The organism is Secundilactobacillus sp. MJ173 (genome assembly GCF_059704265.1).
In genome coordinates, this window is the sequence record NZ_BAAKGN010000066.1 from 1 (window position 1) to 21038 (window position 21038).

20 protein-coding genes and 1 riboswitch are annotated in these 21038 nt (G+C 44.0%); of the genes, 15 read left to right on the forward strand and 5 right to left on the reverse strand.

From position 1 onward, the window contains the following. Nucleotides 1-53: 53 nt before the first annotated feature. From AC6H04_RS10465 to AC6H04_RS10475, 3 genes are all read right to left on the reverse strand, one after another. Nucleotides 54-488 carry a hypothetical protein gene (locus AC6H04_RS10465; protein WP_497571613.1) on the reverse strand — a complete coding sequence of 145 codons (435 nt, stop codon included), beginning with the start codon at nucleotides 486-488 and terminating at the stop codon, nucleotides 54-56. Between the two features lie 96 nt (nucleotides 489-584). Beyond that, the gene (gene rlmD, locus AC6H04_RS10470) at nucleotides 585-2024 is read right to left on the reverse strand and encodes a 23S rRNA (uracil(1939)-C(5))-methyltransferase RlmD (RefSeq protein ID WP_497571614.1); all 1440 of its coding nucleotides are present in this window, start codon (nucleotides 2022-2024) and stop codon (nucleotides 585-587) included. Nucleotides 2025-2134: 110 nt separating this feature from the next. Beyond that, on the reverse strand, nucleotides 2135-3139 hold the full coding sequence (locus AC6H04_RS10475; protein ID WP_497571615.1) for an aldose epimerase family protein: 1005 nt from the start codon (nucleotides 3137-3139) through the stop codon (nucleotides 2135-2137). A 202-nt stretch (nucleotides 3140-3341) separates the two neighbouring features. Here AC6H04_RS10475 and AC6H04_RS10480 point away from each other — a divergent pair, with 202 nt between their 5' ends. From AC6H04_RS10480 to AC6H04_RS10540, 13 genes are all read left to right on the forward strand, one after another. Continuing rightward, on the forward strand, nucleotides 3342-3590 hold the full coding sequence (locus AC6H04_RS10480; protein ID WP_098824526.1) for a hypothetical protein: 249 nt from the start codon (nucleotides 3342-3344) through the stop codon (nucleotides 3588-3590). Between the two features lie 433 nt (nucleotides 3591-4023). After that, on the forward strand, nucleotides 4024-4266 hold the full coding sequence (locus AC6H04_RS10485) for a hypothetical protein (protein ID WP_497571617.1): 243 nt from the start codon (nucleotides 4024-4026) through the stop codon (nucleotides 4264-4266). After that, nucleotides 4263-4658, forward strand: coding sequence for a WxL domain-containing protein (locus tag AC6H04_RS10490; protein ID WP_497571618.1), 396 nt, complete (start codon nucleotides 4263-4265; stop codon nucleotides 4656-4658). The genes AC6H04_RS10485 and AC6H04_RS10490 overlap by 4 nt, the downstream gene beginning before the upstream one ends. A gap of 1 nt (nucleotide 4659) precedes the next feature. Continuing rightward, on the forward strand, nucleotides 4660-5673 hold the full coding sequence (locus AC6H04_RS10495) for a WxLIP family cell surface protein (protein WP_497571619.1): 1014 nt from the start codon (nucleotides 4660-4662) through the stop codon (nucleotides 5671-5673). Between the two features lie 107 nt (nucleotides 5674-5780). Continuing rightward, nucleotides 5781-6629: an aldo/keto reductase gene (locus AC6H04_RS10500; RefSeq protein WP_497571620.1), complete on the forward strand. Its 849-nt coding sequence runs from the start codon at nucleotides 5781-5783 to the stop codon at nucleotides 6627-6629. Nucleotides 6630-6949: 320 nt separating this feature from the next. Further along, nucleotides 6950-7056, forward strand: a riboswitch (TPP riboswitch). 96 nt (nucleotides 7057-7152) lie between these two features. Next, the gene (gene thiM, locus AC6H04_RS10505) at nucleotides 7153-7944 is read left to right on the forward strand and encodes a hydroxyethylthiazole kinase (RefSeq protein ID WP_497571621.1); all 792 of its coding nucleotides are present in this window, start codon (nucleotides 7153-7155) and stop codon (nucleotides 7942-7944) included. 17 nt (nucleotides 7945-7961) lie between these two features. Continuing rightward, nucleotides 7962-8786, forward strand: coding sequence for a bifunctional hydroxymethylpyrimidine kinase/phosphomethylpyrimidine kinase (gene thiD, locus AC6H04_RS10510; RefSeq protein ID WP_497571622.1), 825 nt, complete (start codon nucleotides 7962-7964; stop codon nucleotides 8784-8786). Continuing rightward, nucleotides 8783-9421, forward strand: a complete 639-nt coding sequence (gene thiE / locus AC6H04_RS10515; protein WP_497571623.1) for a thiamine phosphate synthase — start codon at nucleotides 8783-8785, stop codon at nucleotides 9419-9421. Before thiD ends, thiE begins: the two co-directional genes overlap by 4 nt. 185 nt (nucleotides 9422-9606) lie before the next feature. Then, nucleotides 9607-10473 (forward strand): hypothetical protein, encoded by an 867-nt coding sequence (locus AC6H04_RS10520; RefSeq protein ID WP_497571624.1) that lies wholly within the window; start codon nucleotides 9607-9609, stop codon nucleotides 10471-10473. 184 nt (nucleotides 10474-10657) lie between these two features. Then, nucleotides 10658-11383: a gamma-glutamyl-gamma-aminobutyrate hydrolase family protein gene (locus tag AC6H04_RS10525; RefSeq protein WP_497571625.1), complete on the forward strand. Its 726-nt coding sequence runs from the start codon at nucleotides 10658-10660 to the stop codon at nucleotides 11381-11383. A gap of 145 nt (nucleotides 11384-11528) precedes the next feature. Further along, nucleotides 11529-12491: a 2-hydroxyacid dehydrogenase family protein gene (locus AC6H04_RS10530; protein WP_497571626.1), complete on the forward strand. Its 963-nt coding sequence runs from the start codon at nucleotides 11529-11531 to the stop codon at nucleotides 12489-12491. Between the two features lie 288 nt (nucleotides 12492-12779). Then, on the forward strand, nucleotides 12780-14147 hold the full coding sequence (locus AC6H04_RS10535; RefSeq protein WP_497571627.1) for an amino acid permease: 1368 nt from the start codon (nucleotides 12780-12782) through the stop codon (nucleotides 14145-14147). An 86-nt stretch (nucleotides 14148-14233) separates the two neighbouring features. Then, nucleotides 14234-15040, forward strand: a complete 807-nt coding sequence (locus AC6H04_RS10540; protein ID WP_497571628.1) for an HAD family hydrolase — start codon at nucleotides 14234-14236, stop codon at nucleotides 15038-15040. 133 nt (nucleotides 15041-15173) lie between these two features. Here the strand turns inward: AC6H04_RS10540 and AC6H04_RS10545 are convergent, their stop codons facing one another. After that, entirely contained in the window at nucleotides 15174-15608 is a 435-nt protein-coding gene (locus AC6H04_RS10545) for a GNAT family N-acetyltransferase (RefSeq protein WP_497571629.1), read from the reverse strand. Between the two features lie 992 nt (nucleotides 15609-16600). Between AC6H04_RS10545 and AC6H04_RS10550 the strand changes: the two genes are divergently transcribed. Together AC6H04_RS10550 and AC6H04_RS10555 are read left to right on the forward strand one after the other, a co-directional pair. Further along, nucleotides 16601-17533 carry an ABC transporter ATP-binding protein gene (locus AC6H04_RS10550; RefSeq protein WP_098824499.1) on the forward strand — a complete coding sequence of 311 codons (933 nt, stop codon included), beginning with the start codon at nucleotides 16601-16603 and terminating at the stop codon, nucleotides 17531-17533. 14 nt (nucleotides 17534-17547) lie between these two features. Continuing rightward, a complete protein-coding gene (locus tag AC6H04_RS10555; protein WP_497571630.1) occupies nucleotides 17548-18324 on the forward strand; it encodes a DUF2705 family protein in 777 nt (258 codons plus the stop codon). Nucleotides 18325-18783: 459 nt separating this feature from the next. Here the strand turns inward: AC6H04_RS10555 and AC6H04_RS10560 are convergent, their stop codons facing one another. Continuing rightward, on the reverse strand, nucleotides 18784-20919 hold the full coding sequence (locus AC6H04_RS10560) for a YhgE/Pip family protein (protein ID WP_497571631.1): 2136 nt from the start codon (nucleotides 20917-20919) through the stop codon (nucleotides 18784-18786). Between the last annotated feature and the right edge of the window lie 119 nt (nucleotides 20920-21038).

The following is a 21038-nucleotide window of genomic DNA, read 5'->3' on the forward strand; positions in this document are numbered from 1 at the left end:
TGGGATGACGTTTCTTTATGTTTAATTGGGAACTACTGAGTTGTGTTAAACGTTTAGTCTTTTTGGGTTTTCAAGTAGCCGCTTTTTTCCAGCAGATCTTTTGATCGTTGCGTAGCCGGTTTAAAGCCACGATTGAACAAGTGACGGAAATACATCAGATTGTACAAGTAGCCCCAAACGAAACTCAATGCGAATTGAAGAACGCTGGTAACCGTACTAAAGGTCTGCATAGAAGAAAAGTGAATGGAATAAAGTCCTAAGACAATCCCAAGGTTCACACCGATCATACACAGGAAATTATACCAATCTCCTCGAAAGATGGGAACGAGGAAGGAAAAGAGAAAGGTCGTATACGAGAAACCGACTTTGCCGATACGGATATCGCCATTCCCTTCTTTTACAACGGTAGCATAGTTAGGCGGCACTGGAATACCGTTTGGGCCTTCGTTATTGTCGCCGTTATCGCCGTTTCCAAATGGATTTTGCATTTAAACCCTCTTTTCTACACTGAATCTTTTAAAAGTCAAACTTGGTCAAACAGTTTATTTCACTATGATAAGCCTAAATGCAATTTTTGGCTACCGTTAAGCCCGAGTAAATTTCACAACGGCTTCACAACGAGCGGTTTGCGGCATCATATCAACTGATTGAATGTAGTCTACGTGGTACTGATTGGTTAATTTTACTAAATCACGTGCCAGAGTAGAGGGGTTGCAGGAAATGTAGACAAATTTTTTCGGTTTGGCACTTAAAATGGCATTGATTAAACCATCATCTAAGCCAGTACGGGGTGGATCAACGATGAGTGCATCTGGTCGGAAGCCTTCATTGAGCCATTTGGGAATGACTGTTTCAGCCGTGCCGGTTTCGTAATGCACGTTATCAATGTTGTTGATTCGGGCGTTTTCGTTGGCGTCGTCAACGGCGTCAGCAATCACATCCATTCCGCGCACTTCTTTAGCGGCGTGGGCAATAGATAAACCAATGGTACCCACACCAGAATAGGCATCGATTACGGTTTCGTTATCGGACAAGGCTAGTGCTTTTAACGCTTCATCGTAAAGTCGCACGGTTTGGTAAGGATTCAACTGTAAGAAGGCCCGTGCGGATAAGTTGAACTGTAGGCCATTGAGGATCTCGCGAATTTGCGGTTTGCCAGCAAGTAACGTGGTTTTTTCACCCCAAATAAGCGAAGTTTTATCATTATTGATATTTTGCATGATGGAAACGACTTCGGGGAACTTGGTTAGCAGTTGATCGACCATCTCGGCTTCTTGTGGGAAAGGTGCTTTGGCAGTGACGAAGACCACTTGGACTTCATCAGTTCCCTTAGCGACCCGAACAACCACCGTCCGAACTAGGCCAGTGCCACGTTTTTCATCGTAGGTGCTGACGTCTAATTCTTCCATTAAAGCCACGACGCCACGGATGACACGCATGGTCGCTGGCATTTGAACAGAACAGGTCTTTAGATCAACTAGGTCATGACTACGTTCCCGGTAAAGACCAGCAATCACATGGCCGTCTTCGTCCCGACGAACTTGGAACTGAGCCTTGTTGCGGTATTCATAGGGGTTATCCATGCCAATGGTGGGCTTTAACTCAAAATTTCGGTAACCCTTAGGCTGAAATTTTTCCAGTGACTGTAGTACCACATCACGTTTAAAGTCTAATTGCGCTGGGTAAGCTAGATGCTCCAGCTCAAAGCCACCGACTTCTGCGGCATAGTCGTCACGTGGTTTCACTCGATCTGGACTAGGAGTCTTCAGCCGGTGAATCTTAGCCGTTAGAAATGAGGGTTTGATGCCAGTGACTTCAGCTACGATAACTTCGTTTGGTAAGGCGCCTTTAACGAAGACCAGCTTGCGTTTGAAGTAGCCGATGCCTTCGCCGTTGATACCTAAGCGTTTGATGGTCAGTGGAAAACGCTGACCAAGGGTGACCTGGACGCCAGTTTGCTGGTGCGGTCGCGGTTGATGGTTATTTGAATGATGGTAACGATGTTGCGGTTGATTTGTATTCAATGGTTTATTCCTATCTATATTGTGTTGTGAGTCTCACGTCTTCCGTATTGTAGCGTAAAAGAGCGGTTCAGCACAAGCTGAACCGCTCTTTTCATGTTCAAAAATGAAGATTATTCTTCATAATAATGGTATTTGATCGTGTAAGACTTCAAGTCGCCTGGGTGCAAAGTGATGTCGCCAAAACCGTCATGGTTAGGGGCATCTGGCAACGTTTGAGCTTCAGTAGCCAAGGCATTGTATGGTTGACCGCCTTCGGGAAGGTTAGCGGTGTAAACCACCAGTGCGTTACGGTCTGAGTAGATGGCGACGTGACGATTGCTTGATTTATCGCTTAAAACAGCGATTGGATCAGTATCACTTGGAGTTACTTCATAAACGTCATCGATTTCGTCCTTATCGTACTGTGACTTGATGTCTGCCAGCGCGCTAGGAATATCACGAGGTGTAGAGAAGTCGTAGCCGGTACCAGTGAGTTTAGCGAACTTACCAGTTGGCACCTTATCTGAGGCTAATTCCAAACGACGAGTACTGTTGACCTTAAATAATTGATCATCCAAAGTCTTTTGACCCTCAGTCAAGTTCCAGTAGATGTGGCAAGTTGGGTTAAACAGTGTTGCTGCCGTTGAAGCTGCACTGAAGTTGATTGAGACGTCGTTATCATCGTTGAAGGTGTAAGTGATGCGAACGTCTAAATCGCCAGGGAAATTGTCTTCTGAGCTAGCGATGTTGCGTGAGAAAGTGACGCTTGCGTCGTGTTCACGAACAGACTGTTCAGCCTTCCAAACGAAGCTGTCAAAGCCATGAGGGCCACCATGTAAGGTGTTGCCGTTTTCATTGGCATCAAAGTGGTATTCTTTACCATCGATTGGTGCTTGGGCCTTGGTGATTCGGCCGGCTACCCGTCCGATAGCCATCCCTAGACAGGATGCAGCGGGGTCTTCATAATCAGAAAGTTTATCGAAATGAACAATCAGTGGATGATTGTTAACGTTGTAGTTCGTCCAAGTTGCGCCAAGTTCACTTACTTGGATGAAGTTACCAGCAGCATTGGTGATTGTGTAACGGTTAATGTTTTGGCCGTCGTGTTGACCAAAAATATCGGATGTAATTTGCATCAAAAAATCCTCCTTGTGTAAACGCTTTATCATCTATTATTATACGCTTTCTAGCCGGAAAATTTTAGTAAATATTTTTTGAAAATAAATGAAAGTGACGTCTTAACCATTTCCCAACAATTTCTTCACAGTTTCGAGATATTTGGTTGGTATTCTTAATATTGTAATATCAAGGATGCTATTTTCGAAAGGATTGATAGAAATGTTACTTGATAATTCAGAAATTGAGACCATTGCCGTTCAGCTAGTTGACGTCAATGAGTCTCAAATGACCGCAAAAACCGAAAATAATGATTTAATTCAAATTAAACCCAGTGGTGTGACAAAAGAAGATAAGTCCTTCTGGCAGAGCATGAAAGATATCGCCAAGGCAAAGATCTGGTTGCCAGTCACAAAAGGCACGCACCAGTTGCTACAATATGATTGGCTTAGTGCAACACCAAGTATTTAAATCTAAAATTTAGAGGTAAAATCCATTTCCAAGCAGATTATGCTTGAAAATGGATTTTTTATTTTTATTAAAGGCTTAAATTCTAAATAGTTTGAAAAGAATGTAAATTTAACCCAATATTTCATCACTTGTAGAGCAAGATAAAAATCTAAAATAATGATTATTAAGAGCGCAATCCCTTGCTAGAGTAGTGGACGTCATATGCTCAATTATTTACATGCTTCTAATTTTTTGTAAGTGTTAAATTTTATAATTAATGGCATAACTACCATGTGAAATGCTTTTAAGATAAGAAAAGCATTAGCATAATATTATTAAACTTCTATTGACTATTTTTATAAATGAGACTAGGTTGAAGACATGTGTCTATTTGGGGATACAAATGACGTATGTCTGATTCGGTTTGTTTGATTTAAAGGAGAGCTTAATTTATATGATTAATTTAAAAAAGTTTAGTACGGTACTTATGAGTACGGGGGCTTTGTTAGGTGTTTTGGCAGTGCCTGTTGTGGGGCATGCGGATACAACAAAAACTTCGACTGCAACTGTCAATGTAACACCCAGTCCAACTGGTGATGGAACGCTAAGCCTGGATCAAGTCCCTAATTTTACGTTTGGTGCTGGTATTACGACCGCAGGAAAAACTTTGAACGGGGGACTGCCAATCAAGATTTGATTGTTAACGATGAGACTGGAACTGCTTCTGGTTGGAATGTAACTGCAAGCCTTGGTTCTTTTAGTGTTGCAGGCAGTAATGATACAGCAACGAATGCTTTCCCTAATTCATATATGGCCGTGAAGACTCCAAGCGCATCTCCAGCAGGTACTAAAGTTGGTGATGCACTAGATAGTTCAGATGCAACTGCAACATTAAATGTTAATGGTATTGCTGATAACATTATAACTGCTAAAAGTGGTCAAGGTGTTGGTAAGTGGAATATGGCTTTCTCTGATATCACATTACACGTTTTGAGTGTTCCTATGGCCAAGGCTAGTTATAACGCCAACATTACTTGGACGGTAACGTCTGGTCCAACTTCAAGCACTACAGCTACTCCAAGTAAGTAATATGAAAAAAATCTTAAAAGTTTGCTTAATTATTTTGGTGTTCGTTACAGGAATATTCAGTATCAGTGATGTTAAGGCACAGGCTAAAAAATCAGTAAATGACTTTCAAGTAAAACCGGTTTTGACCGCAAATAATAATCCTCAAGCCAGTTATTTTGATTTAAAAGTAAAACCCGGTACTAATCAGATCTTGCGTTTACAAATTATTAACAGTAGCAGTAAACGTCAGCAATTTAACATCCTACCAAATAATGCAACAACTAATGAAAACGGGATTATTGATTATTCTGTGCATGCCAAAAAAGATGCTTCAGCTACAACGTCGTTTACGGACATGTTGGGGAATCAAACTGGAAAACAGATTTGGGTCGCGGGTAAAAGCCGTTCAGTAGTTTCCTTTAAATTGGCAGTACCGAAACAGTCTTTTGAAGGGACAGTTTTAGGTGGCTTTGTAGTTTATTCAGCAAGCGCTGCAAATCAGGCAAAAAAGAGTGGTCAAATTAATAATTTGGCTCATTATGCTGTTGCCACGCGGTTAATCGAATCAACACAAAAAGTAACTCCCGATTTACTGTATAGGGGGACTAAATACGTTGGAAATAACGGATTGCCAAGAATTCAAGTTAATTTACAAAATAATCAACCGACAATTATTGGAACAGTTTACCTTAAAGCGACTGTTACTGGTGAAGGTGATAAGACCGTTGCCAAAGTTAACCAAAAGATGTTGAACTTTGCGCCTAATTCCAGTTTTGGATACCAGATGCCAACTTTGGATGGTAAAGTACTCAAATCAGGACAATACCGGTTGAAAATGACTGTGAAAGCAGACAATGGGTCTTGGAAATTTGACCGATTATTTACGGTAACTGACAAAGATGGCAAAGCAGCTAAGATTGCCAAACCTGGCATTAACTGGAAACAGATGATCATGTGGATTATTGAAGGTCTAGCAGTTCTCATCGTGCTGGGCTACATCATTAATAAATTCCGTAAGTGGATGAAGAAAGATTAACCAGGTTGCGTAAGCCTAATCACTTGCGTCAAACTTCAAAAAAACGGTAAACTCAAAGTTGTTAAGACTTGAGTTTACCGTTTTTTAATCATAAAGGAGGACTTGGTATGGCTCTCACAGATACTTATACACTCAGCAACGGGACTAAGATTCCGGTTATTGGACTTGGCACTTGGCAGACGCCAGATGGCGATGTTGCTTACCAGTCAGTATTAGATGCCTTGAAAGCGGGCTACCGTCACATTGATACGGCTGCTGCTTATGGGAATGAAGAAAGCGTTGGTCGAGCAATCCACGATTCTGGTGTGAAACGCGAAGATTTATTCGTGACCACGAAATTATGGAATGCTGATCACGGCTATGAAAAAGCGAAGCAAGCCATTGGGACCTCTCTATCCAAATTAGGTTTGGAATACGTTGATCTTTACTTGATTCACTGGCCAAATCCAGTTGCTTTTCGTGATAACTGGGAAGAAGCTAATGCTGAGACTTGGAAAGCTATGGAAGAAGCTTATGAGGAAGGTTTAGTGAAGGCTATCGGGGTTTCAAACTTCCGGCCTAAACATTTGGATGCCTTGCTGAAGACCGCTAAGATTGCGCCAATGGTTAACCAGATTTTCTTGAATCCATCCGATCTGCAGCCAAGCGTTGTGGAATATAATAACGCACACGATATTTTATCAGAGGCATACAGTCCATTTGGAACTGGTAAGATTTTCCAGATTGATGGACTGAAAGAGATTGCTGAGAAATACAATAAGTCTGTACCACAATTAGTCCTACGCTGGCACTTACAGCACGGCTTCTTGCCACTGCCAAAGTCTGTGCACGCTGAATATATTAAGTCGAATGCTGACATCTTTGACTTTGAAATTAGTGAAGATGACATGAAGAAGATTGACGGGTTCCAGGGTGCTGCTGGGTCAGCGATGGATCCGGATGCGGTGTCGTTTTAGAATTTATGTTTGGAAGAGTTCAACCTTTTGGGGCTGGGCTCTTTTCTTTTATGTAGAGTAGTTGGGTTACAGCAAGCAGAGACTTACGTCTAAGTCACTTCCGGCATAAATCCAAGCCCAGGATTTTTGCCGAAAGCGTCTTAGTTTTCAGTCTCTAGTCGCTTGCTTCCACACCCTGATTTAGTCGGGTTACAGCAAGCAGAGAGCTGCATGTAAGTGACAGCCACCTAAAATCCAAGTTCGGGATTTTTGGCGCCCGTCCCTTACACTCCGCTCTCTAAGCGCTTGCTTCCACACCCTTTTTCTTTTACAATTAAGCCAAACAACACGAGGGGTGTCCCACTTTTTTCTGGGGCTGAGATGTGCTCGCACTATCCCTTTGAACCTGTAAGTTCAGACTTGCGAAGGAACGTGTTCAATTCGGACCAGTTTTACTGGTGAAGAGTCGAGCTAACGTTTTGATTAGCTCGACTTTTTTTAGTATCTGACTGTTGTTTGTACTAAAATTTTGGGAGGATTTTTCATGAAAATCGATTTGCTGAATCAGATTCGCGAGACCAATCCCGTTGTCCTTAACATTTCAAACTTTGTCACCGTTCAAGATGTGGCTAATGGCATTAACGCCATTGGTGCGTCACCCATTATGTCCGAAGAAATTGCTGAAACCGATGAAATGGTGGGTATCAGTAATGCCGTTGCTTTGAACCTTGGAGCTTTTTCTAAGCCGCAAGTAGACCATATTTTAGCTATGGGCAAAGCTGCTAACGCACAGCACAAACCGTTAGTTATTGATCCAGTGGCGGTTGGTGCCATTAGTTACCGTAAGAAAGTTGCCCTTGATTTGATGAGCCAGTTCCAAGTGGACGTTATTCGTGGGAACGCTGGTGAAATCGCCGCTTTGGCAGATGTTGCCTGGGACGCGAAGGGCATCGATGCTGGTTCCGGCAATCAAGACGTGGTGGAAATCGCTAAAGCTGCTGCTAAGAAACAGAATTGTGTCGTTATTCTTAGTGGTGCCACGGATGTCATTACCGATGGTGAACACGTTGCCCGAGTATTTAACGGCACGCCGCTGTTCCAGTTACACGTTGGTTCTGGCGATATGCTCAGCAGTATTGTGGGTGCCTTTTGTGCGGTCAGTGATGGTGACTACTTTGAAGCTGCTCAAACAGCTTGCTTGGTCTTTGCTTCAATCGGCCAGATCGTTGCTGATCAGCTGAAAGAGGAACGGCCAGGTACTTTCTCTGCTCGCTTAATGGACGAATTGCATTTAGCATCCGTTGCTGATATTGAAAAGATTGCCCAATTTGACTGAAAGGTGTGACATTTAAGATGGCTGAGGAAGTTAATTCATTTCCACAAACACTCACGATTGCTGGGACTGATTCCGGTGGTGGTGCTGGCGTTATGGCCGATATCAAGACCATGCAGGAACGTCACGTATTTAGTGCTGCAGTGATTGTAGCTGTAACCGCACAGAATACCATTGGTGTGCAAGATTTTGCTGCATTATCTAAGAAATTAATCGATGAACAGTTTGCGTCAGTGGCGGGTGATTTGAAAATTAAAGCCTGCAAGACGGGGATGCTGGCGGATGCAGAACACGTGGAAATCGTCGTTGAGAATCTGAAGAAATATGACTTGGGACCGCTGATCGTGGATCCCGTTATGATTGCTAAGGGCGGTGCGCCGTTACTGGCTGATGATGCGATTGACACCGTTAAGCGTGATTTATTGCCGCTAGCGACCGTTGTCACACCTAATTTACCAGAGGCGGAACGGCTAACTGATATGACTATCAAGACACCCGAAGACATGCAGGCGGCTGCTAAGCAGATCCGTGCAACTGGTGTTAAGAACGTTATGATCAAGGGTGGTCACGGCGATACCGATAAAGTGACCGATTATGTTTTGCTGGAAAATGGTAAAGAATTCTGGCTCAGCGCGCCTCGAGTTGACACCGTTCGAACTCATGGTACTGGCGATACGCTGTCTAGTGCTATGACTGCGGAGATTGCCAAGGGCAAAGACATTGAATCGGCTATTCGGGTGGCGAAGGACTTCGTTGAAGCTGCTATTCGCAATACTATCCAAGTTGGTCATGGTCATGGGCCACTGAACCATTGGGCTTACGGAGAGGAGCATTCGGGCAAATGAAATTCAAACCAGAAATGTTGAAAGCTTACTTTGTCTGCGGTTCTCAAGATGTGCCTGAAGGTCAGTTCGAAACCATCATTGAGCAGGCCATTAAAGCGGGTATCACAGCTTTTCAATTTCGTGATAAGGGCAATGCTTCAACCTTGTCACCGATTGATCGCGCAGCAATGGCCATGAAATTACGTGGCCGTTGCGCCGAAGCGGGGATTCCGTTTATCGTGGATGATAACGTCGAGTTGGCAAAACAAGTTAACGCTGACGGGATTCACGTGGGGCAATCTGATGAAAAGATTCAGCAGGTTGTTACAGAAGTTGGCGACCAGATGATTGTCGGTTTATCTTGCTCGAATGCTGAAGAGGTTGAAGCCGCTAATGTCATTGAGGGTATCGATTACTATGGTAGTGGCCCGATTCATCCAACTGGGTCGAAGGCGGATGCTGACCCCGTGATTGGTTTCGATGGGTTAAAGCAATTAGTCAGTCTGACTGATCGGCCAATCGTTGCCATTGGTGGGATTACCGTTGATGATTTGAGCGATGTGATCAACACAGGTGCAGCGGGTTCAGCTGTGATTTCCATGATCGCACAAAGTGAGGATATTGACGGTGTTGTGAAAGCAATGCTGGAAGCTTAATACTGATATTTAAGCGCTTATGAACCGGTTTTAGAATTAAAAAGCGCTCGTCTCCACTGACGAACGCCGTACATATAGGAATAACGGCAATAAGTGTATCGGTTGAAAGCAACTTTCATTTTTATACTTATAGACCTATAATCGAGTCGTGTTTTCGTAACTATTACTTGAGGAGGTCATTTTTGATGACTAGGAATGTTTGGAAAAAGACTGTAACAGTCGTATTAGGGGCAACATTAGTTGGTGGCGTGTTTACGCAGATTCCTAACGTGTTGACAACGACACAGGCACAAGCATCAACAAAAATTTTATACGTACAATATCAAAGTGATATCAGTGGTGTGAAGGGTGCGTTGGGGAAGGCGTCGACGGATGTCCAAAGTGATGTCACCGATGATTTTCCAGATCCTAACGACAAGCAAGCGTATGAAGAGAACGGAAGTTTTGATGATTATTTGTACAATCTTGGACTTGCTGCATATGAAGACACTGATACCAAAGAACAAGCAGTTGAAAATCTAAGTGCGCTTGAAGCAACGTATAATGTGTTCAAAAGTCGGCTTACTTCTGGTGAACAGAGTCAGTTAGATTCAATGGGCAACAAAATTAATGGAGAAATCGCCATTTCCAATGTTGACGATGGTTATAGTGATATCGACAATGATTTAAGCGGCTATGCTGATGCATTAGACAGCGCCGTTCTGAACTACGGTAACAACTTTGATGGTGTTGCCTCAAAGCCAAAAACTTATATTAGAAAGACAACCACCAAAAAAGCACCTGCCAAAAAGAGCTACATCTCCAAACTATCCGTTAAAAAAGTCTCAAAGAAGTACGTCAAAGTCACTGGTTCAGTTAAACTTTACAAGTCGGCTAAGTACGTTCGCGTCAACACCTACAAAGGAAACAAATATGCTAAGTTGAGCAGTAAGCGCAACTTTAACAAGTCAGTGTACGCGCCAAAAGCTAAAACGGTTAAGGTCACTGTCGGCAATTACAGCCATGGTCATTTTAGTTCAGTGACTAGTACCAAAACAGTGCATGTTAAGTAATTTAAAATGAATATGAGTTAGCTCAATCAAATTTGGATGAGCACATTAAGAAGGGGGACTTGAAAAGTCGTCCTTTTTGGGTTGCACAATTTCAATTGGCAATACACTTTGGTTGAACTGATGATTGACAACATAGTGCGTTGGTCTTAAGCTATCTCCAATAAAATGAGTGAGGGGTGTCGACATGGCAAAACCAATTATTGGTATTCCGGCTGAACGTCGGTTAGTGGGTGATTCGTACCGCAACACTGTTAATCAAAATGAGGTGGCCGCAATTGTGAAAGCTGGCGGCGTGCCTGTAATGATTCCAACTCGGGAACCAGATTTGGCAGCTGAATATAGTGAACTGATTGATGGACTATTGTTGCCAGGCGGCCCGGATGTGGCACCACGTTTCTTTGGTGAAGAGCCGATACCGCAGATGGATGAAGCTGACGATCTTTTGGATGCGACTGAAATAACACTGACTAATTTGGCAGTTGCTGCCGAGAAGCCAATTTTAGGTATCTGCCGTGGCGCGCAGGTTGTTAACATCGCACTGGGTGGTGACATCTATCAGGATATTGCCACGCAAATTGACCATCAGACCTATCAGCACCAGCAAAAGGCGCCGTCTGATCAGGGGTCGCACTATGTTGATATCGCGGAAGGGTCGATGTTGCAGACCATTTTCCACGGCCAGCCGCGTGTGCTAGTAAATAGTTTCCACCACCAATCGGTTCGGAAGTTAGCACCACAGCTTAAGGTCACTGCCACAGCTGGTGATGGTGTGATTGAAGCCGTGGAAAGCAAGGATAACGATTTAATTTTAGCGGTTCAATGGCATCCGGAACTGTTGTATAAGGTAAATGCGGATGAATTCACAATTATTGAAGCTTTTGTTAATCGGTCAAAAACAGTATCAGAGTAGTGAAGCAGCTTGGGATTGATTCCAGGCTGTTTTTAATTTTCCGCACATTAAAAATATCTAATCGTTATATCGTTTCACAAAATTGCACTTTATGCCGTTTTGGTAGATAATGAAAGCGGTAACAAAAATACAGGAGGCCTTGATTATGAGTAAAGTCTATTTATCAGCTCAATTACCAGAAGTGGCAACTCAACAACTGAAAAGCGCTGGGTTGGATGTCAGTGTTTACGAAGGCGATGGTTTGATCTCTCACGACGAACTACTGAAAAACGTCAGTGATATCGATTTCTTGATCACACCATTGTCGACAAAAGTAGATAAAGAAATCATTGATGCCGCACCAAAGCTGAAGTTAATCGCTAACTTTGGGGCAGGTTTCAATAACATTGATACTGCTTATGCTAAGGAGAAGGGTATTCCAGTGACGAACACACCAGCGGTTTCCACAAACGCCGTTGCCGAAGTCACTATTGGCCTGATGTTAGCACTGAGCCACCGAGTTGTTGAAGGTGATCAAAAGATGCGTAATGAAGGCTTCCCTGGCTGGGCACCACTGTACTTCTTGGGCCATGAAATTGCTGGCAAAACACTGGGTATCTTCGGACTTGGTAACATTGGGAGCGATGTTGCACGGAAGGCTAACGCACTGGGCATGAACGTTCAGTACTACAAGCCAAACCGTCTTTCAGATCCAGAAGAGCGTTCCATGAAGGTAACGTACAAGCCTTTGGATGAATTGATCAAAACCAGTGACTTTATCACCATTAACGCACCTCAAACACCTGATACCCTGCACAAATTTGATGCAGCTGCTTTCAAAGCAATGAAGAGGACAGCTTACATCGTTAACGTTGGTCGTGGGCCAATCGTTGACGAAGCAGCTTTGCTAGATGCTTTGAAGTCCGGTGAAATCGCTGGTGCTGCTTTGGATGTTTACGAAAAAGAGCCAAACGTTGACGATGGCTTCAAGTCATTGAAGAACGTTATCCTGACACCTCACGTTGGGAACGCTACTGTAGAAGCACGTGATGCCATGGCTAACATTGTTGCTGGCAACGTTGTGCTGGTCGACGGTGGTAAAGACGCTAAATTCGTTGTAAATAAATAAATTTCCCCAATACTCCTCGCTTGAACGCGCTTGCTAAGAAAAAAGCCTTGTATTTTAATAAAATTAAAGTACAATGAGAATATAATAATACTTCACAGAGAGCTGGGGAAGGCTGAAAACCAGCAGTGTTAATATGGCAGAAACACTTGGTTGCGCAACCAATATCAGCGATTAGAGGCAGTTCAATAGGAACTGTGAACTTGGGTGGAACAGCGTTACGACGCCCCTTGGTACTCAGATAGTGAGTGCTAAGGGGCGTCGTTTTTGCGTTCAGAAGAGGAGTTTGTTATGAAAAATAAGGATCAAAAGTTATCACGCTCGTTGCAGAGCAGGCATATTCAAATGATTGCCATTGGTGGTGCCATCGGAACCGGACTGTTTCTGGGATCAGGCAGTGCCATTCATACATCAGGTCCGTCAATTATTCTGGCGTATTTGATTGTCGGCCTCTTCTGTTTCTTTATGATGCGAGCCATCGGTGAACTGTTATTGTCCGACACAAGCAAACATTCCTTCTTGGACTTTGTTAGTCAGTATTTAGGTGATCGAATGGAATTCGTGACTGGCTGGCTGTACTGGTTCTGCTGGATCAGTCTGGCCATGGCGGATTTGACCGCTACCGGGATCTACATTAAGTTCTGGTTTCCATCGGTACCGCAATGGATAGCACCATTTGTGATTCTTATCTTCCTGTACTTCACCAACCGAATCAACGTGAAGGCTTTTGGGGAAATGGAATCGTGGTTCTCCATGATCAAAGTGGCTGCTATTATTGTGTTGGTCGTTGTGGGGTTCGCACTAGCCATCCTGCACACCAAAGTGGACGGTCAGACGGCTTCATTCAGTAACTTAGTCAGTCACGGAGGATTCTTCCCAACGGGTGGTTACGGTTTTTTGATGGCATTCCAAATGGTTGTCTTCGCTTTTGTTGGGATTGAAATGGTAGGGCTGACCGCTGGTGAAACCAATGATCCAGTGGCGAACTTGCCGAAAGCCATTAACAGTCTGCCCATCAGAATTGGGTTGTTCTATGTAGGGTCTATGATTGCTATTATGAGTGTTTATCCTTGGAACAGAATTACAACGACCGCTAGCCCCTTCGTGCAAGTGTTCTCTGGTATCGGTATTGCCGGTGCAGCCGGTATTTTGAACTTCGTGGTGCTGACCGCAGCTTTATCAGCTACCAACAGTTGTTTATTTAGTACCAGCCGTACGCTGCACGCCCTTAGTTGGGGTGGTAACGCGCCAAAAGAGCTGGCAAAGCTCAACAAGAGCGGCGTGCCAACAAATTCGCTGAACTTTTCAGCATTGGTATTGTTAATTATTGTCGTTCTAAACTATTTGATGCCTGCCAGCGTATTTACCATGATCTCTGGAGTTTCCACCATTAACTTTGTGCTGGTTTGGGTGATCTTGATCTGGTGTCACATCCGCTATCGGCGCGTTCACCCAGAAGGTGCACAAACCTTCCGGATGCCAGGTTATCCGTTCACAGATTGGATGAGTCTCGTGTTCTTTGTCGGCGTCCTGATCTTCTTATTGATAAACGGTTCGACGCGAATTTCCATGATCATTTCCATGGCAGTTTTCTTAGTGATGTTAGGTGTCTACGAGCTGATTTACCGGCCAAAACGCCAGGCTCACGCTTCCAAGTAGTTGCAAAAATCCTTCAGAAATGACACTATGTTAAAGTGATTCAGTCAGGACTTAATGGCATAAGTGATAATGAAGGAGAATTGATTTTGATTAAACATATTTTTTCCGATATGGACGGTACATTGCTTAACCGGCACGGCAAAGTTTCTGCTGGTAATGAAGCGGCCATTCAACAGGCGGGTATTCCGTTTACGTTAGTTTCGGCCCGCTCACCCAGACAGATGATGGCCGCCATTAAAACGTTGCAACTAACTGCACCACAGATTGGTTTTAACGGTGGCCTGATTTACCGGGTGAAGGATGGCGAACTACAGGTCATTGAAGACGCACCAGTGGATTTTCAGGTGGCTAAACGAGTCGTGGATTTAGTCGAAGCTAAGTTTCCGGGTACTGGTATCAGTCTGTTTGGTTTAACGGACTGGCAAGTGACCCACATGGATGACGGTGTGGCTTTCTTCCAAGAAGATATGCCGCAAAAGCCAACGGTGCTTGATCCTGAAACCTTTTGGGAGCAGCCGAAACCAATTTATAAAATGACTTTTTGTGTCTTGAAGCATGACGTCATGGATGGCATTGTGAACATCTTGCAGGAAGCTGATTTGCCAGGAGTGGCGATGCAGAAATCCAGCGACATTTATTTAGACATTACGGCAATCACTGCCAAAAAGTCGCGTGGGGTAAACTACATTGCTAAACGTGAAAAGCTAGATTTAAGCGAAACAGCGGCCTTTGGTGATGGTCCCAACGATATTCCGATGTTGAAATTAGTAGGTATGCCAATCGTCATGGCGAACGGACTACCGGATGTGAAGCAAGTTGCCCGGTTCTTAACCACTGATAATGATCATGATGGTGTGGGGCAAGGAATTGAGAAATTTATCTTGGAAAATTAAAATGATTGTATGCAAAAACACGGTCGATTGCCAGTTGGTAGTGACCGTGTTTTTTGATGGCTTGAATTAATCTTCTGGAACTCGTTTAGTAATTAGTACAATTCGATCCGTTGCGGGACCTGATCGCAAAGACCTACGATAACGTCTTTGTTAGCGTGATTGCAGGAACGCCATCTTCTTCGTAGGGTTCTGACGATACTTGATAGCCTTGACGCTCATAGAAGCCCTTAGCTGTCATTTCGCTGTGAATGACTGATTTGGTATAACCACGGGCTGAACCATATTCTTCCAATGCTTTGATAATCTGAGCACCAAGCTGTTGCCCACGGTAGTCCTTTAGAGTAGCAATTCGGGCTAGACGCATGGTGGTGTCATCAATAGTTTGAAAACGCCCGGTAGCTACTGGCTGACCTTCATCAGTGTAGGCGACGACGTAAACGCGGTCTGATTCATCGTTGTCATCAAATTCGTCTTCCATGGCGATGGTGCGTTCCAAAACGAACACGTTCATGCGAACGTAAAGTGCGGCGGCGTGGTTCCAAGGTTCTGATCCGGTGTGAAATTTCATAATTTTTTACTCCTTGTGGGTATTAGTGTCTCCTAGTATACCCTTATTTAAGCTATGGTTTAAGCGTCATTTCGTTCCGTGAAACCGGCAACTCGTAGTGGGGTCGCTCCGGAACTATTTTTTCGGAAAATCGCCGAAAAAAGGATTTCCTTCGTCTCCCGTAGTGCTAAGTGAGCATAAAACGCTCACTAACCACTACTTTCACCACGATTTGCCGGTTTCACGCCACTGCATTTTATTTTCTGCTTTATCGGCGACAGCACGGTGATGTTGCTAACGCAAATTCTGCAGTCAAACTGGAGTCACAACACTGAAATATAGCACGTAGAAAGTAGCGAAGCTGGGCGGGCAGGTCGTGGTGTCGATGTCACTTGACTACCGTTCTTTGGTAGTTTAGTGACATGGGAGATGGTGGAGATCCGCCCCCAGCGAAGCGCAGGTGCTAGCTTCACCACGACCCACTTCGACCTGTCCGCCCGGCGTAGCAAAATGGTGCCTGCAAAGTATTTTAAACAAATAAAAACCCGCAGCTCTAAAGTCTGCGGGTAATTTACGTAACGACAGGGGATGTACGTTACGTCGTTGTTGTCCTTTGCTATTTGGGAGAATAGGTAGAAGGATTTAGAAATGTTTCAGGTCGCAGGGGATGTAACCTGAAACGAGGGGAATGTAACTGTCGCAAGGGAATGTGACAGCTACTGCTTTCAAAAGAAAGTGTTTTTTAGGGAAAATGGAACGATCAGGGGAGATCGTTTCAGTGGTACAAGGATTAATATACTGTGATGAGCTTAAACGTAACTTAAAAATGGATTTTAGTTAAACAATTTTCCCTCGGCTTAGAAATTTCTTACGATTTGCGTATTTAATACCATAACGACCTGTAATTCGTTAAACTTAGTATTGGGTTGGCGATTGAAACGGGTAGCACACTTGCCCCGACCCCTTAAACTATGATTAAATACCAGTAAACCACTATTAGTATGGAGGCAAAGATGAGCAGTATTTTATCCGTGCAGAATTTAAATAAAAGTTTTGGCAATAAGCACGTACTGCACGATGTTTCGTTTGACTTGAAACCGGGACACATCGTGGGGCTTGTTGGTCCAAACGGTGCCGGGAAATCGACCCTGATGAAAACCATGCTGGGCCTGTTTAATTATGACTCTGGCAGTATCAAGATTGCAGGAGAGACGGTAACACCGCAGAAACATGAATCGCTTTCTAAGGTTGGTGCACTGATCGAATATCCTGGAATTTATCCTTTCTTAACAGGTTGGGATCACCTTCAGTTATTTGCGGATGGTGATCATCAATTGATTCACATTCAAAAAATTATTTCTCAATTGAATATGGATAGTTTTATTAAACGGAAGGCTAAAGGGTATTCGTTAGGCATGAAGCAGAAATTAGGCATTGCGCTGGCGTTGGTTAATTTCCCCGAATTAGTCATTCTTGACGAACCCATGAATGGTTTGGATCCAGAAGCGACCAAGGAATTACGTGATTTGATTATTTCTGAATCTCAACATGGCACAACCTTTCTGATTTCATCGCATATTTTGAGTGAACTGCAGCGGTTGGCCCAAGATCTGTTAATTATTGATGAAGGGCGAATCGTGCAACAGACGACCATGCATGAACTATTAGCTTCGCAGGGCAAACAGACCATTATGTTGATGACCAGCGATGATAAGAAAGCCCGTCAGTTGCTGAAGAAGGCTAGGTTTAAAACCACGCCTGATCCACGAGTGGAAGTGGTGGCTACGGATGATAACACGATGCCGGAAGTGCTGCGGCTGCTTGTTGAAGGTGGCGTAGATATTCTAGATGTGACTCGCCTTGAAGGAAACCTCGAAAGTTCCTTGCTGGAAGTTTTGAAACAGAGTCGAATCCAGAAAAGATTAGCCGAAGAAGAGGCAGAATAGGGGGTGCGAGAACAGTGTGGACTTTAGTCAGACAGGAAAGTTTTAAATTAACCAGAAGAGTTAGTACTTGGATCAGTACGGGATTCTTAGTTGGTATTGAGATTGTATTTGCCTTTTTATCCCGGATATACCCGCAGACCTTTGTTCCGGCCAATATGTTTGAGTCGCTTTATTTTTCGCGGCCAATCATTAACTTTTATATGATTGCAGCAACGGCGACAATCATCACTATGGAGTTTCAATACGGAACGATGAAACAAGTGCTTTATCGGCGTTACTCCAGAGGACAGGTTCTGGTTAGTAAATGGCTAGCAGTTTTTCTTTATACCCTTTACTGGTACGTGATGAGTACCGGGGTTGCGCTACTGATGAAAGCATTACTTTTCCGGCATACGCTGAGTATTCATCAGGGTGCTGGTGATGGGATGTCCATCTTTACCCGGGGGCTGGCAATTTCTGCAGCTAGTTTTGTGAGTTTATGGCTATTATTGAGTGTTGTCTTCTTGTTAGCAAACTTATTTAGAAACTCTGCAGCAGCTGTGTCAATCGGGATTATTGGTTACTTTGCTTCTAACATTGTGACCCAACTGTTGACGATTTTGATTCAAAAGTGGGATTGGGCCAAGTGGAATCCGGTGACCATGACCTTGTATCCAAGCATGCTGTCACACCCTGGTTATTACCAGCCACTGTTGAGAATGCAGGGTTGGCAAATGTTACTAGGAAATGTCATTTATATCGCGATTTTCTTGGGTATTGGCTATTACGTGTTTAATAAGCGAAATGTTTAGAGACGTTAAAGTGTAGTGTGTTCACGTGTGGTGAATGGGGGTCCTGAATTTGAATGAAAACGAATTAGATTCTAATTTAAGCGCCGAAGAGATCGAAGATATTCATAGTTTCATCAATCAATTTCGACCGCTGTTACTGCAACTGAAGAACCGCTAATATTGTTTTAAGCATAATAAAACCTCACAACCAGCAGAGTTATTGTTTGCTGGTTGTGAGGTTTTTTGTATTTCAATAGCGAAAACGTGCTCCAGCAGGCAGAGAGCTGCATGTAAGTCACTTCTGGCACAAATCCAAGTTCGGGATTTATACTCTCTGGTTTTGCGCTTTGTTTTTCAATAGTCGAAACGTGTTTCAGCAGGCAGGGACTTGCATCTAAGTCACAGCCAACAGAAATCCAAACCCGGGATTTCCGTCGCCTGCACCTTAGATTTCAGTCCCTAAACGCCTGCTTCCACACTCTACAATCTTGACTTCTCCATATCACTTTCCATCCGATAGACCAACTTTTCGAACAGTCGCCTCAACGGCATGATGAGCGTGAAGAACAAGATGAAGAAGAACAAGAACAGCAGATCATGGCCAATTACACCCCAATTTGGCGTGGTCATAACCTCCCTAAAGAGTTGCATGGCATACGTGAACGGCATGAACGGCCCCAACGCCGCCAAATCTTTTGGCACGACCTCCAGGGGATACATGCCGCCAGTTCCGAACAGCTGAATCAGCATCATTAGGACGATCACCACCTTGCCGGCATTCCCCAGCATAAAGACCAGGTTGAACATGATAATGGCGAAGGTAAAGCTGGCAACGTAGAACGCCAGTAGGAACAAGAACCAGTGTACTGGTCTGACTCCCAGGATGATTTCACCCATCCAAGCGAAGGTGGCTTGCGCGAAGCCCATTCCTAGATACAGCGGTAATTTGCCAAGGTAAGATTGTAAATGATTTGGTCGCTGCAGACCATTCTTGCTCTCTGGCAAGATATACTCCCATGCTAGGATAGTGGACATTAGGAGCATGCCCACCCATAGTGCCAAGACGGTGTAGAACGGAGTAACCTGCCAGCCGAAGTTCTTCATCGGATAAACTTCTTTGGTTTGCAGCTTAATCGGTGACGAGAGGATTGATGAGAGACTTGGATCCGTGCCTAACAGCTTGATTAAGGTGTCCAGGTTCTTTCCATTTAAAAAGCTCATCTGTTTATCCAGCGTCTGCAAGGTGCCCTTGATTTTATCTAAACGGGAGTTGATGTCACTGGTTTGAGAAGCAGTGATGGACCCGGCATCAGCCATTGCTCGAAGTTCGGGGATCACTGAACGCATGGACTGAACAACTTGGCTGTTGCCGTTTAAATTATCATTAAGCGAGTTGTTCAAACTGTTTAACGCAGGACTAGTAGTGGCATTGAAGTTCGTATAAGCGGTATCCAACGCAGTGTTTAACGTATTGGAGGCCGCCTGCAGTTCTTTGATCAGCGACTGTTGTTTCGAAGTGGAATGCGTGTTTCGAAGCTGACTAACCAGGGATTTTTGATGGTCAACACTTTGCTTCGCTTTCGCAACGGAGCTAATCAGCGCGTTAGTCCGGTTATTAGGCACGAAGTTATTGACGATGTCCAAGATACGCAAGGTGTCGCTCAAACTATCATTAATCCCATTTAATAGAGAAGTAGCAGAACTCGTTGTGCTCTTTAACGTGGTTGAAGAAAGATGACCAGATGGTAGGCCGTTAAAGTTGTTCTGCAGCCGGGTACCTTGAGTTTGTAGACTATTGATACCACTGCCTAAATTGGATTGCAGAGACTGGTTTAACTGCTGAGTGGCGTTGTTGATAGCTTTAGTGTTATTAACTACGGACTGCAGGTCGTCAATTTGCGAGGAAATCTTTGGTAAGTCCGACTTCATGGTTTGCAGTGCAGCCCGGGTCTTCTGGTTGGTCTGGTTGACATCGTTAAGTGTCTTTTCCGTCTTATTGATCGTGCTAATAGCATCGGTCAAAGATGAGCTGATCTGCAGGATCTCCGGCTTTTTAGTGGCAAGGGTTGCGCCGGCTTTATTGGCAGTTTGAAGGGCTTCCTTACTGGCCGTTTTGATGAAGCTCTGACGGATGTTATCGGTCAAACTGTTTTCCGCTTGTCCAATAATCTTGGTGGCTGCGGGATTTAACTTTTCGTTTGATTTATAAATGATGGCTGGTTTTTGCGGGTTAGACGTGACAAAGGTGGTTAATTTAGATGAAAAGTCGTCAGGAATTTCGATCATAGCGTAGTATTTACCATTTTCCAGACCGTTATTAGCCGACCAGTCGTTGGTGAATACCCAGTGAATATCGTGGTTTTTGTGCAGTTGCTTGATCACTTGGTTACCAACATTGAACGGTTTACTCTTCAGCGAAGCGCCCTCATCGTTGTTCACCACCGCAATTTTCAACCGGCTGGTGTTCTCCGGCGAGTACGGGTTCCACGACACCTGAATGTTGAGGACCGCGTACAGCATTGGAATAAGGGCAAATGCCAGTAAGGTCACCCAAATCGACCGAGTATGAAAGATGTTATAAAAGTCTTTTTTAATCAGGTTGAAAACGTTACGCATATTGTCCTCCGGTAGTTAGTGTGATAAATACAAGTTCTTAGTCGTACGCCTCGCTGAAATCCGGCAAAGCGCATAAGGAGACCCTGATAAAATCCTTTAATAGGACCACATCAGAGTCT